We start from the raw sequence: 13,767 nt of genomic DNA, 5'->3' as shown, positions 1-13,767 counted from the left end.
TGGCTATTCTTCTGTTTTAAGGTTATCGCCTATCCAGGCCATACAGGATTTAAAGTTTTTAAAAATGTGCTCATGGGGGATAAGCTCTGGGATAATATCTATACGTTCCATCATATATTTGGGTTGTTCCAAAATATTTACGAGGAGCACCAGAATGTCTTTTCGCTTTAGGTCCTGAAGCACATCTTCCATCGCATAAAGACCAGACTGGTCCATATACTGCATTCTTCCCATTCGAATGACCACAGTGGAGGCGTTATTTGGAATTTGGGAGGCCAATTGTTGAAACTCATTGGTGGAACCAAAGAACAGTGGCCCCTTGATATGCTTTATGAAAACCTCCTCCGCGATTCTTTTTGGAATGTTTTTTTCATCTGCCCATGCTTCTTCGCGCAAGGGTTTTACATTGGACCTTTGTGCTGTAATATCACCAATTTTTTTCATGAACATCAAAGATGCAATCACCAAACCGATTCCTACGGCATACACCAAGTTCCAAATGGATGAAAGTACCATGACCACCAGCATGATGATGACTTCCGAACTTAGTTTCAACGGTCCTACTTTAATATCCTTTGGAAGGTGTGGGATGGCTTTTAAACCTCTGTAATCCATAACCCCGATTCCAACTGTTACCAAAATACCGGCCAAGACCGCTGCCGGAATTTGGGATGCAATGGGTCCAAGGGCCAACAGTACAATAAGAAGAAGAACCCCTGCCACCATTCCAGAAAGTCGGGTTTTTCCTCCTGAATTTATGTTGACCACAGTTCTAATGGTTGCTCCAGCCCCAGGAATACCTCCAAAAATGGCGGCAATACTGTTTCCAATGCCCTGCCCCACCAGTTCTTTATTAGGTTTGTGCTTGGTCTGGGTCATATTGTCCGCTACTACCGAAGTGAGCAAAGAATCTATCGCTCCCAGCAATGCCAACGTAAGTGCCGTAAATATATAAGGTGTTATGGTATTCAGGTTGAATCCGGTAAATATTTCCAGATTGGGAATGGGCAATCCGCTAGGGATTCGTTCAATTGGACGGTAATTAAGTCCTATTCCATAAGCCGCTCCTGAAACGACAACTAATGCCGCCAGAGTACTTGGAATCACTTTGGTGATTCGCTTAAAACCGTAGATGATGAGAATGGTAACCAATGTCAGCGCCAGTTCCAACCAATTAATGTTTTTTAGGGCGCGAGGTAACACTCTAAAAGTACCAACTACCCCAGATGCGTTTTTGGTAGCCAAAATTCCCGCCTCTTTTTTCATATCTGCGGAGGTAATATGTTCGGCTCTTCTTATGGTCTCCTCAAAATTTTCCAACACCAAAATACCTTCACCTGCTTCTTCTTTAAGGATATTCTCCAAAATCACTTCTTCGGCCTGAGGCATAAACTGCCCCACGTAATTAGCATCTTCCTTGGGGTAATAACCAACAGCGGGAAGAAGTTGGGTTACCAGAATGATGACACCAATGGCAGTCATAAAACCGGACACCACAGGGTAAGGGATGTATTTTATATATTTTCCCAGACCAATAAGACCAAGACCTATTTGAATTATCCCAGCGATCAGAAAAACAGTAAGTATGGCTGGAAGGGCCTCATTGACATCACCATCATTTATGGCCACCAGACTTGCAATCACTACCATACTCACAGCGGTCATTGGAGCAGTGGGGCCGGAAATTTGAGTGTCTGTTCCACCAAAAAGTGCAGCAAAAAAACTGATAAAAATTGCACCGTACAGTCCGGCGCTGGGGCCCAATCCGGAACTTACCCCAAAAGCAAGGGCCAGGGGTAAAGCAACAATACCAGCGGTAATACCGCCGAATAAATCTCCTTTTAGATGTCTGAACATTGGTTGGGTTGTGGTTGTTCAGTTTGAAGATAATCAATTTACCATACAAAAAGACCGATGATATTGACATCATCGGTCTTTTCATAAATTGGTAAAATGTACGTTATAAAAATGTCACTTTGCCATCTGAAATGTCGTACATAGCACCAACAATGGCAATTTCCCCGTTATCTTCCAGTTCTTTTAAAACTTCACTTTGTTTTCTAATGTTGGCAATTGCCATTTCTACATTTTTTACGGCCACTGAATCCACAAAATCCAAATTTTGAGAGTTTCTTAACCTCTCATCCTTGGGTTCAACCACGGCCTCTACGGCAGGCTCAATTTTATTGATGAGTGCGGTCAGGTTACCCAAGCGTGCATGATCACATGCGCCCTTTACTGCGCCACAGCTCGTGTGCCCAAGGACCACTAAGGCCCTGGTGCCCGCCAATTTACAGGCGAATTCCATACTGCCCAAGATATCCTCGTTTATAAAATTTCCAGCAATCCTGATACTGAAAATATCGCCCAGTCCTTGGTCAAAAACAAGCTCTGCCGATACTCTGGAGTCTATACAACTTAAAATTGTTGCAAATGGGAATTGTCCATCCTTGGTGTCATTTACTTGCTCCAATAGATTTCTGTTCGCCTTCAAATTTTGTTGAAAACGCTCATTGCCCTCCTGTAAAAACTGGAGTGCCTTTGCAGGTGTCATTGTAGCTTGTGTTTCTTTGGTGTGTGCTTTCATATCACTATTTTATGCCGATTTTTTCGGTCTTAGATTAAAAAATTCAATATAACTCGGTGGGTTTTCTACAACCCCTCTTTCCGAGACCAGCTTTATGTCAATATTTCTGGTTTTGGCCTTGCTTGAAAAATCTTCCAATATCTCTACAATATCATTGTCCAAATATCGGGTTTTCCTAACATCTAATTCAAGGTATGAATTTTCGGGAAGTCGATCTAGCTCCTTTAAGATGGCTCCTTTGTTGATGAAGGTTACTTCTTCGGCAAGCGTCATTTTTATTTTATGGACCCCGTTGCTTTTATCCTCAATATGAAGAAAGTGTGAGTTCTGGTAGCTTTTAATGAGGATGACCACAATTCCGACACCCAAACCTAAACCTATACCCACCAATAAATCGGTAAGCACAATACCCACAACAGTTACAACAAATGGAACAAATTGTTTCCAGCCAGATTCATACATAGTCTTGAACAGACTTGGCTTTGCCAGTTTGTACCCTACAACAAATAAAATAGCCGCCAAAACGGATAGCGGAATCATATTGAGCAACTTAGGAATTAAAATAACCGAGGCCAACAGAAAAAATCCATGGATAATGGCAGAGGCCTTTGTTCTACCCCCAGACTGAATATTGGCTGAACTACGGACGATTACCTGGGTTACAGGCAAACCACCTATCAGACCAGCAAGACTGTTCCCTATTCCTTGGGCGAGCAATTCGCGGTTGGTGGGTGTTATTCTTTTATGGGGATCTAATTTGTCGGTAGCCTCAACACACAATAAGGTTTCCAAACTGGCCACTAAAGCAATGGTAAAGGCGGTGACCCACACTTCTCCATTGGAAATGGCAGAGAAATTAGGGAAACTGAAAAAACCTAAGAAAGACTCTAAGCTATCAGGAACTGGAACGCTTACCAAATGTGCTTTTGAAATGGCCCAAGAAGGATTGTCTTGGGTAGCGGTAAAATAAACAATTCCAACCACCACGGCCACCAATGGACCTTGAACGAGTTGAAATATTTTAGACTTTTTGCTCAGGACTTTGTCCCACAAAATAAGGATGGCCAAAGCAACTATCGCAATCAAGGTGGCCCCAGGGCTGATGAAGTTGACGGTGTTCAGTATTTCGCTGAAGGTGTTTTCGCCATCGACCTGAAAGAACGCCCAATCCCCTTCGGGGTCGGCATCGTATCCAAAAAAGTGCGGAATTTGCTTTAAAATGATGATGATTCCGATACCGGTAAGCATTCCTTTGATCACTGATGATGGAAAGTAATAGGCGATTACCCCAGCTTTCAATAAGCCGAAGACAATCTGGATGATTCCTCCCAAAACCACGGCCACCAAGAAATTTTGATAGCCACCCAAGGTGCCGATTGCAGTCAATACAATGGCAGCGAGTCCTGCGGCCGGTCCGCTTACCCCAATTTGGGAACCACTGAGTGAGCCCACCACAATTCCCCCGATAATACCGGCAATTAGCCCAGAAAAAAGAGGAGCGCCACTGGCAAGGGCAATACCCAAACATAAGGGGAGTGCCACAAAAAAAACCACTATACTGGCGGGCAAGTCATTTTTAATATACTTGAACATAATAATTAGTTAGTTGTGCCTTCAAGTTTAAGATGGTTTGAAGACGGTTAGAAATTGATTGGAAAGTTGGATGGTATTAGATCAATTTCCTAGGGGGAGGGTCAAGTATCTCAACGGTATATTCCATGACGAGGAATAGATATCCGGCCGTTGTATAGTCTTGTTTTTGTAAAAGGAACTCAGAGGCATCGGTAAAATAATTTTTAACGAAGAAATCCATCTCGTCAAATTTCTTCTCTGATTCTTCCTTTTTACTGCTTTTTTCTTCTTCTGCGGATAACACAAGGGATTTGCTCAATTCCTTGTCCAAAAACGGAATAACGGGTGCAGCCAATAAGGAACATATCAGCAACACAGAAACAAAAGGAAAGGCCATTGCTCTTAACACACGGTACCGTTTTTACCAAAAATAAGCGGGAAGCCCATTACTTTTTGTTAAATAAGTTCTAAAAGTCCTTTAGCAATTTAATATTATCGGTCAACAACCACCCCGTTTGGCCATCTGCAATCCGAATTTTGCTCCAATCGTCCAGATGGTCCAGAACATTCACTTTGGTTCCTTCGTGCAAGGTGAATACATTTTCACTGTTGTTGTTGGGTTCCGAAGAAACACCCACCTCCTTGCTGAAAACAATTGCTGGACTGTCCTTTTTAAAGCCTTGATATTGTAGGTAGGCCATTAGGACGCAAAGCACCGCCAACCCAAGCGAACATATGCTGGTAATAAAGGCCAAACGCTTCTGATTGGCATACCTTAGAAAAAAATACGCCAAATAGGCGAGTACGAACAAAAAGGTGAGTGCCACAGCCAAATAGGCCCACTGATCAAATGAAAAGAGATTGACTGTAGTATTATAGATTTGAGAGAGTTCGGTTTTTGGCATCTCCTCAATGGCATCCAAACGCATGTTTTGGGCATACCCTAAATTATTGATGATTTCACTATCCGTAGGGTCTAGCAGAAGGGCTTTTTCGTAATAGTAAATGCTGGGACCAATGGCATTCTGTTTATAGTAGCAATTCCCCAGATTAAAATAAAGCTGGGCGGAGTGCTCTCCATTTTCAAGAATTTGCTTGTAATTTTCAATGGCTTTGGGATACTCGCCTTCGTTATAAAATTCCGTAGCTTGGTCAAATAGACTGCTGTTTTGGGAAAACCCAAAGGAAATTGAAAACAGACCCAATAAAACAATTAACTTTTTTATCATAATTGTTTGTCCAAATTAGAGATTACCTCACTGGCCTTGTCATAATCGTTTTGCATCTGAACGTCGGAAAATGGGCTATATCGAGCCATCTCACAACTTTTGAGCAATGCAATAAAACCTTCCACATCATTGGTGTCCACCTTTTTATCCATCAGGATGGATGTGATTTTTTCCTTACTGAACTCCGATGTCTCTATCTTAAGTTTGGCTTTTAAGAGGTTGTGCAGCCCTTTTTCCAAAGCAACATAAAACGCTTCTTTGTTGCCCAGTTCCTTTTTAGCGGTGGACAGGTATTTTCTGGCCAATTTATTGGCCTGCTTTATTTTGTTTCCTTCCACATCACGGGCGATGGCCTCACGTTTCTTAAAAGAAAAAATGGCGATTGGAATCAACAACAAAGGAAGGAACAAAAGCAAATAGAAGCTATTGGACCCAAAAAAGTAATTTACGCCAATTGGGCTCAGGTTTGGACTTAGTTTGATAAAATGAAACTGTTTTCCAGTGGGCACCACCAGTTGTTGATTGGAAGAAGAACCAACCGGAGTATTCGAGGCGGCACTTGTTGGCCCTTCCAACACCTCAATGTTGATTTCATCCGAATTAAGGGTCACATATTTTTGCGTATTCGGATTAAAATAGCTGAATGAAATACTAGGAATGGGATATTTTCCCCGGAAGGATGGAACAATCGTGTAATTGTTGCTCACTTTTCCTTCCATTCCTGTGGTATTGGTTTGGATGTTCTCTTCGTACTCGGGGTCATACACTTCCAACGAGCTAGGCAACTCTGGTTCCGGCAGCTGAAAGAGTTTTAAATTCCCTTTTCCTGAAACTTCCACAACGGCCTGGAGCGATTCCGAAGCATTCAATTGGGTCTTGCTGGCGGTCACAGAAAAATTAAAATCACCTACCGCACCACCAAAATTGGCTGGTTTTCCACTCTCTGGAAGTTGTTTTACGTTGATGGTCCTTTTGCCGGCCGATACCGTCTTACTGGTCTGGGTGTAGATTCTACCACCAAAAAAGTCACGGCGGTTGGTGGGCACGTCCACAAAAATTTCCAGGGAAAGCGGTTCAATTTCCAACTGTCCCGACTTTTGCGGGTAAAGTACCATTCTCTTCAATACCACATAGCGATAGGGCTTGCCTTCATAGGTGCCATTTTGTGCGGTATGTTTGGTTACCGGAATCTCTTGGCTCCAGAAATTATTATATGTGGGGTTGTCCAGTTGTCTGTAGTTGGTGACACTTATGTTGGGACTTACATAAAGTTTATAAATGACCGTAACGGGTTCGTTCAGATACGGATTTCCTTTGGAAACCTCTGCTACTAAATGAAGACTTTCATCCGCAACGTCGTCAACGGTTTTTTGATCATTGGGCTTGTCAACGGCGGCGGTCACTTCTACCGTTTTGGGGAGTGTTTTATAGGTATTTCCATCGATATCAATAGTAGCTTGATTAATGGTAAAATTCCCTCTTGCTGTAGGCACCAAAATATAGGAATAGGTTTTGGAAAACCCTCGTTTACCATTAATAAACGAAGAACTTATGGATTGCGAAGGTCCCATGACGACCTTAAAACCTTCAAAAGGAGGGGGGTTAAAATTGTCCCCATCTTTGTTCATGGTAAACTCAACCCGAAGCCGTTCATTGATTCCCAGCTTCTCCTTGCTGAGGTTCATTTCAAAAGTAACCTCTTCTTCTTGGCCATAGGTGGAGTGTGCCACAAAAAGGATGGTGGCCATGAAAAACAATATTTTGCCCCTCAACCTATGCATTACCAGTCTTTTTCGTTTTTAATTTTTTTGCCCTTCACCTTCAAGGCCTCCATTTTTTCCTGCACCTTTTTCTCTTCGTTTTGCATGGCCTCTAGCAAATTCTGAATCTGCTGTTGGGAAAGCTGATTGGGTCGAGGTTGTTGTTCTTGTTCCTGTTCTTGGGGTTGGTCACCTTGATTAGGTTTCTTTTCCTGTTCTTTTTTCTCGTCTCCTTCTCCTTTTTGATTTTCCTCAGGCTTATCCTCTCCATTTTCACCTTCATCGCCCTTATCCTTCTTATCATCCTCGTTTTGCTCTCCTTCGTCTTGCTTATCGTTGTCCCCTTCGTTGTTCTGATCCTGATTTTGCTCTTTATCCTGATCTTTTTGGTCCTGATTGTCCTTATTATCCTGATTCTGGTCGTTCTTTTGCTCATCTTGTTGTTTTTCGAGCATTTTCTTGGCCAGTGCTAGATTATATCGGGTCTCATCATCATTGGGATTGCTACGCAGTGCTTGCTTATAGGCTTCCACGGCTTTCTCGTATTCTTTGTTCTTCATGAACACATTGCCCATATTGTGGAAGGCTTTATGTTTTTCGGGTTTGTTCTCCGCGGACTCACCTGCCTCTTTATATCGCCCAAAAGCCTCACCATAACTCTCTCGATTGTAGTAGGCGTTGCCCAAATTAAAAGGAGCGGCTACATTTTCCTTACTTTTTGAAATGGCCCTTCGGTAATTGGCTTCTGCCACTGGAAAATCGTTCGTGGTAAGGTCTTCATTGGCCTCGTAGGTAAGGTTTGTGGAAGTTCTCAATGCTTTTTTGGCCTCTTTGTCCACAGCTTCATCCTGTGCATGGGCTAGTGCCACACAAAAGCATAGGCTGAACATCAATCTCATCTTATTCATCGTCATGCTCATTAAAAAGATTTAGTTTTTTCAACCATTGTGTTTTGCGGTCCATAAGGAAGATGTCCAAAAATAAAAATAAAAAGCCAGCGGCAAGAAACCATTGAAATTGGTCCTTATACTCTGCAAATTGCTTGGCCTCAAATTCCGTTTTGTCCATTTGGTTCAATAATTCCTTGATGCGCTCCACAGCTTGTTCTGTGTTGGAACCGTCAATATATTCTCCATTTCCTCGATCTGCAATCTGGGATAAAATCACCTCATTCAGTTTGGTGATGACCACCTCTCCTTGATTGTCCTTCTTTAAACTTTCCACCACTCCGTTTCTTTTGAGTGGAATTGGGGCTCCTTTGGCTTTTCCAACCCCGATGGTAAAGAGGCGGATACCATTCTGGGTGGCGTTGTCAACAGATTTCACGGTATTGTCCTCGGAGTGGTCTTCCCCATCTGAAATAATGAAAAGAACCCGGTTGGTCTGCTCCGAATCATCATAATAGGTGCTGGCCAAATCAATGGCGGCATCAATGGCGGTACCTTGTGATGACAGCATATCTGTGTTCATGCCCTGCAAGAACATTTTTGCTGCACCGTAATCTGTGGTGATGGGTAGTTGAGGGTATGCTTGACCAGCATAGGCAATGATTCCAATTCGGTCACTGGCCAATTGGTTGATGATTTCAGACACCAATCTCTTGGCTTTTTCCAATCGGTTGGGTGCGATATCCTCTGCCAACATACTTTTTGAAACATCCACAGCAAAGACAATGTCCACCCCTTCTCGCTTTACGGTTTCCAGCTTGGTTCCGATTTTAGGATTGACCAATCCCAAAATAAGAAAGGATAACCCGGCCAAGAGAAAAATCAACTTTAGCGCCGATTTAAAACTTGATCTATTCGGGGCCAATCGCTTTAACAAGTTGGTATCCGCAAATTGGCGTTGGGTTCTTTTTTTCCAGAGTTGAAGAAAAAAGAAAGCCAGGACCATTACCGGAATAATGCCCAAGAGGTAGAAATATATTTTTTCGTCAAACTGAATCATTTCCTAAATAAAACTTTTGAATACGGAATTACGCAATCCCCATTCCAATAATAACAAGACCCCTGCTAAAAAAATAAGCGGTCTAAACTTTTCTTCGTACTTATAGTATTTGAACTCTTCTATCTCGGTTTTTTCCAAACTGTTGATTTCCTCATAAATCTCTTTCAACGATTCATTATCTGTGGCCCTAAAATATTTTCCGCCGGTGACTTGTGCAATTCCTTTGAGGAGGTCTTCATCAATTTCCACTTGTCGCATGCCATATCTATAGGAACCATCTCTGTTGTAAGAGATTGGAGTGAGTGCATTTCCATTGGTCCCCAAACCAATGGTATAGGTTTTAATGCCAAATTCCGCAGCTAAATCTGCGGCGGTCTGTGGTTCAATAAATCCGGAATTGTTTACACCATCCGTCAACAAAATAATTACTTTACTGATGGCCTTGCTTTCCTTCAATCGGTTTACAGCGGTGGCCAAGCCCATGCCAATCGCTGTCCCATCTTCAAGCTCACCGTAGGTGATTTGCTGCAGTGCTGCCAATACGATGGATTTGTCACTAGTGATTGGCGTTTTGGTATAACTTTCGCCAGCGTAGCCCACCAAACCGATGCGGTCATTAGGGCGTTCTTTGATGAAATTGGCGGCCACTTCCTTCAAGGCGGCAAGTCTGTTGGGTTTTAAATCACGGGCGAGCATACTTGAAGACACGTCGATGGCCATGACAATATCAATACCCTTTGTGGTTTTTGTACGGGTTGAAATATCTTCGGTCTGTGGACGGGCCATGGCCGTAATGATGGCAGCCAACGCCAACAAACGAAGAATAAAAAGCGATGGTTTTATCTGTGCGGCCCAGTTATTCACCGAAAAACCTTTGATGCTGGAGATCCGAAGCGAGGCCATTTCATTTTTCCGTCTGAAAAAATACCAAAGCAAAGCCAGTGGAAGCAATAAAAGCAACCAGAAAAATTGTGGGTTTGCAAATTCTATATTCTCAAACATCTATACCTGTGTTTTTACGTCCAAACTGTTCAATATTCGGTCTACGATTTTTTCTGCATACTCATCACCATCTTCCCAGGTGATGACCACCTGTTGCATAAACCCTTTTCCACCAAAAGAGAGGATATTGTACTTGGCCCTTTTGGAATCGCTGCTTCCTGGGACATCCAAAGTGCCGGTACCGTAGGTTTTTAATCCTTTTACCCCGGACTGGGTTACAAACTCTTCCTGTTTGGTGATAATATTTTTAAGTCCGAATTTTTCAAAATTGGATAAGGTTGACCCCACGGCTGCATTAAAATCAGGGTCTTTTTCTTCTTTATAGGTCACTGAACTTGAGGATACCGAAAAGATGCCGACATAACTTCCGTAGGAAAAACTTTGGAGTTCTTTAATCAACTCCTCAGTTTCGGGAGGAAGTTTTACCTCTTGACGGATAAGTACATCGGGCGTTTCCATTTCCACTGGAGGAAAACCATAGGAGCTGGAGACCCATTCACTTTCCAATAATTCTTTGGTCGGGTACCCAAATACGGAATCCCGCACCTGTTTGAACCCAAAATATGCGACAGAGATACCTCCACCAATAACAACCAATCCGGCAAAAATTGCGGCTGCCCAATAAATGCGTTTGCGTTGTTTTTTCTTGGCAAACTCTTCCAAATATTCTTCGTTCAATAACAGCTCTTCCTCAGTTGGTTCTGGAAGGGCATCGTGGGTTTTCACCACAATCTCTTCCACTAGTTTTCGGTCTTGTTCGGCCACTGAAGTTGCCGGTTTTGACTTGGCGAATTTTACCAAATCCGCCGTCTCCAATATCTTTCGAAATTGGTCGAGGGTATCATCATCAATTTTAAGTTCCCCGGCATCTCGTAGCATTTCGAGCTTAGTGATTAATTGCCCAGTGGTACTTTCCATGGCGGAAACATGAACTTCATCTTCCAAATACATTCGGACAATATCGGTCAGCTCTGAGTAGTAGCGTTTGTACTCATCTTGGATGAGATATTTCGAGTTTTCCAATTTTTTGAGCTCCAACAGTGCACGGTCGTAGGGAGGGAGGAGTGCTTCTTTTTCTTCTTCGGTGAGCGGCTTTTTTCTGAGGAAGAACCAATACACGAGTCCACCAACGATGATCAATCCTAACAGAATCCAAAGCAAGGTTTTCCAAAGTTTGGCATAACTTTTTTCCACTTGCATCAACGGTTTGATGTCGTACATCTTCTGCTTGGTGGTATCCACGGCAACATCGGCCACTTTTATGTTGAAGGAATCCGTAAAAAAGGGCTGTTCGTTAATGGCGATGCGCTGAGGTGGGATGGTATAGGCGCCACTATCAAACTGGGTTAGCGCATAAATACGTTGAAGGGTAAGCTTGTCGTTGTTTTTTAGGGTATCGCCGATGATGGCTTCCACGGTTTCCAAGGGGGAGAAAGTCTGCCCTTCGGGAAAATGAACAACATCCGTAGAGTCGGCCTCAACAGTAATTTTATAATGGATTTGCTCCCCAATTTTCATGGAAAGGGTGTCCAATTCCACAGAAACTTTGGGACTATCTTGTGAAAATCCTGAAACCGGCGCTAGAAAAAGGCACAGCAGCGTCATCAACACAAATAGTGTTGGGACATTTTGAATTTTCAATTTTGAATTTTCAACTTGCATTATCCTCTTCGTTTAAAATAGCCCAACAATTTCCGCACATAGCTTTCATCCACCCTGCAATTGATTACCCCACAACCACTTTTAGTAAAGGAATCCATAAAATAGTTCACTTTGTCCTTGTGAAACTGGCCGTAGGCATTTCTAACCCTTTTGGATTGTGTGTTCACGAGTTGTAGGGTTCCCGTTTCGGCATCTTGCATCTGTACCATGCCCAGATTGGGAATGGATTCTTCGCGTTCATCATAAACTCGAATACCGGTGACATCGTGTTTGTTGCCCACAATGCGAAGCGTATTGTTGTAATCATCCGCAATGAAATCGGACAGCATAAAAACAATGGCCTTTTTCTTCATCACGTTGGTGAGGAACTTTAAAGCTTCGGCAATGTTGGTACGACTGCTTTTTGGGGTGAATTCCAAAAGCTCCCGAATGATTCGCAAAACGTGACTTTTTCCTTTTTTAGGTGGAATGAAAAGTTCTACTTCATCAGAAAACAATATCACACCTACTTTATCATTGTTCTGCAAGGCCGAGAAGGCCAGCGTAGCTGAGATTTCGGTAATAATTTCTTTTTTGAACTGATTGGCGGTTCCGAAAAGTTCCGAACCACTCACGTCCACCATCAACATCATGGTAAGTTCGCGCTCCTCTTCAAAAACTTTTACAAAGGGTTCATTATAGCGGGCGGTCACGTTCCAGTCGATGGCTCGAACATCATCCCCAAATTGGTATTGCCTCACCTCGCTGAAGGTCATACCCCTTCCTTTAAAGGTAGAATGGTACTCCCCACCAAAAATATGGTCGGAAAGACGCCGGGTCTTAATCTCGATTTTTCGTACCTTCTTAAGTAGTTCTTTTGTATCCATTGGGTTCAAGGAATAAGCTTTCTGGTTGGTTAAAGTATGATTTTACTTTTACCGAGAAACATTGAACCGTTACGGTACCTCTACCTCGTTTACAATCTTGTTTATGATTTCTTCTGAAGTAATGTTTTCCGCCTCGGCCTCATAGGTTATTCCAATACGGTGCCGCAATACATCATGGACTACCGCCCTAACATCTTCAGGGACTACATACCCCCTTCGTTTGATAAAGGCATAACATTTTGATGCATTGGCCAAGTTGATGCTTCCCCTTGGAGAGGCACCAAAACTGATGAGGGGTTTTAAGTTTTCCAGATTGTATTTTTCTGGATATCGGGTGGCAAACACCAAATCCAGAATGTATTTTTCTATTTTTTCATCCATGTAGACGTCCCGAACGGCTTCTTGGGCACTCAAAATCTGTTTTAAGGTCACTACGGGCTTAACCGGCTCATGGGCACCTTTAAGATTTTGTCGGATGATAAGTTGCTCCTCATTCAACTTGGGATAGTCAATAACGGTCTTTAGCATAAAACGGTCCACCTGAGCTTCGGGAAGTGGGTAGGTACCTTCTTGTTCTACAGGGTTCTGGGTGGCCATTACCAAAAAAGGCGCGTCCAGTTTAAAAGTTTCGTCCCCAATGGTCACCTGTTTCTCCTGCATGGCTTCCAGCAAAGCTGATTGCACTTTTGCAGGAGCCCTGTTGATCTCATCCGCCAAAACAAAATTGGCGAAAATGGGTCCTTTTTTAATGGAAAAGTCATTTTCCTTAATGTTGTAGATCAAGGTTCCGATAACATCCGCAGGCAAAAGATCAGGGGTAAACTGAATTCGGCTAAAACTTCCCTTTACCGCTTTGGCAAGCGTATTGATCGCCAATGTCTTTGCGAGTCCGGGAACACCCTCCAAAAGAATGTGGCCTTGGCCCAAGAGACCAATAAGCAATCGTTCAACCATGTGTGTCTGCCCTACAATGGCCTTGTTCATCTCAACCTTGAGTAGGTCGATAAAAGCACTTTCCTGGGCAATTTTCTCATTCACAGCACTAATATCAATAGTAGTGTTTTCTTCCATATGAAGCGTAATTGTTTGGTGTTAGAGTTGGTGTTTTAGCTAAGGGGTGCAAAATGAAAATTTATTTAAAA

The 13,767-nt window shown here is 42.8% G+C and carries 12 protein-coding genes; all 12 read right to left on the bottom strand.

Features of this window, described 5'->3' with window-relative positions; genetic code table 11:
- Positions 1-3: 3 nt before the first annotated feature.
- Entirely contained in the window at positions 4-1,857 is a 1,854-nt protein-coding gene (locus ACFSJE_RS09530; protein ID WP_379830759.1) for a SulP family inorganic anion transporter, read from the bottom strand.
- 103 nt (positions 1,858-1,960) lie between these two features.
- On the bottom strand, positions 1,961-2,587 hold the full coding sequence (locus tag ACFSJE_RS09525) for a carbonic anhydrase family protein (RefSeq protein ID WP_379830758.1): 627 nt from the start codon (positions 2,585-2,587) through the stop codon (positions 1,961-1,963).
- 9 nt (positions 2,588-2,596) lie between these two features.
- The gene (locus tag ACFSJE_RS09520; protein WP_379830757.1) at positions 2,597-4,180 is read right to left on the bottom strand and encodes a SulP family inorganic anion transporter; all 1,584 of its coding nucleotides are present in this window, start codon (positions 4,178-4,180) and stop codon (positions 2,597-2,599) included.
- A 76-nt stretch (positions 4,181-4,256) separates the two neighbouring features.
- The gene (locus tag ACFSJE_RS09515) at positions 4,257-4,568 is read right to left on the bottom strand and encodes a hypothetical protein (RefSeq protein ID WP_379830756.1); all 312 of its coding nucleotides are present in this window, start codon (positions 4,566-4,568) and stop codon (positions 4,257-4,259) included.
- 58 nt (positions 4,569-4,626) lie between these two features.
- On the bottom strand, positions 4,627-5,388 hold the full coding sequence (locus ACFSJE_RS09510) for a tetratricopeptide repeat protein (protein ID WP_379830755.1): 762 nt from the start codon (positions 5,386-5,388) through the stop codon (positions 4,627-4,629).
- Entirely contained in the window at positions 5,385-7,136 is a 1,752-nt protein-coding gene (locus tag ACFSJE_RS09505; RefSeq protein ID WP_379830754.1) for a BatD family protein, read from the bottom strand. Before ACFSJE_RS09505 ends, ACFSJE_RS09510 begins: the two co-directional genes overlap by 4 nt.
- A 32-nt stretch (positions 7,137-7,168) precedes the next feature.
- Positions 7,169-8,068: a tetratricopeptide repeat protein gene (locus tag ACFSJE_RS09500; RefSeq protein ID WP_379830753.1), complete on the bottom strand. Its 900-nt coding sequence runs from the start codon at positions 8,066-8,068 to the stop codon at positions 7,169-7,171.
- The gene (locus ACFSJE_RS09495; protein WP_379830752.1) at positions 8,049-9,095 is read right to left on the bottom strand and encodes a VWA domain-containing protein; all 1,047 of its coding nucleotides are present in this window, start codon (positions 9,093-9,095) and stop codon (positions 8,049-8,051) included. The genes ACFSJE_RS09500 and ACFSJE_RS09495 overlap by 20 nt, the downstream gene beginning before the upstream one ends.
- A 3-nt stretch (positions 9,096-9,098) precedes the next feature.
- Complete coding sequence (locus ACFSJE_RS09490) at positions 9,099-10,097, bottom strand: vWA domain-containing protein (protein WP_379830751.1); 999 nt, start codon at positions 10,095-10,097, stop codon at positions 9,099-9,101.
- The gene (locus ACFSJE_RS09485; RefSeq protein ID WP_379831551.1) at positions 10,098-11,702 is read right to left on the bottom strand and encodes a hypothetical protein; all 1,605 of its coding nucleotides are present in this window, start codon (positions 11,700-11,702) and stop codon (positions 10,098-10,100) included.
- Between the two features lie 56 nt (positions 11,703-11,758).
- Positions 11,759-12,625, bottom strand: a complete 867-nt coding sequence (locus tag ACFSJE_RS09480; RefSeq protein WP_379830750.1) for a DUF58 domain-containing protein — start codon at positions 12,623-12,625, stop codon at positions 11,759-11,761.
- Positions 12,626-12,694: 69 nt separating this feature from the next.
- Positions 12,695-13,696: an AAA family ATPase gene (locus ACFSJE_RS09475; protein ID WP_207096174.1), complete on the bottom strand. Its 1,002-nt coding sequence runs from the start codon at positions 13,694-13,696 to the stop codon at positions 12,695-12,697.
- Positions 13,697-13,767: the final 71 nt, after the last annotated feature.

The organism is Flagellimonas iocasae, from assembly GCF_042682725.1.
In the GTDB taxonomy this organism is placed as follows: Bacteria; Bacteroidota; Bacteroidia; order Flavobacteriales; family Flavobacteriaceae; genus Flagellimonas; species Flagellimonas iocasae.
Note: the sequence above shows the minus strand (reverse complement) of the source record. Positions and strands in the feature narration are given on the sequence as shown.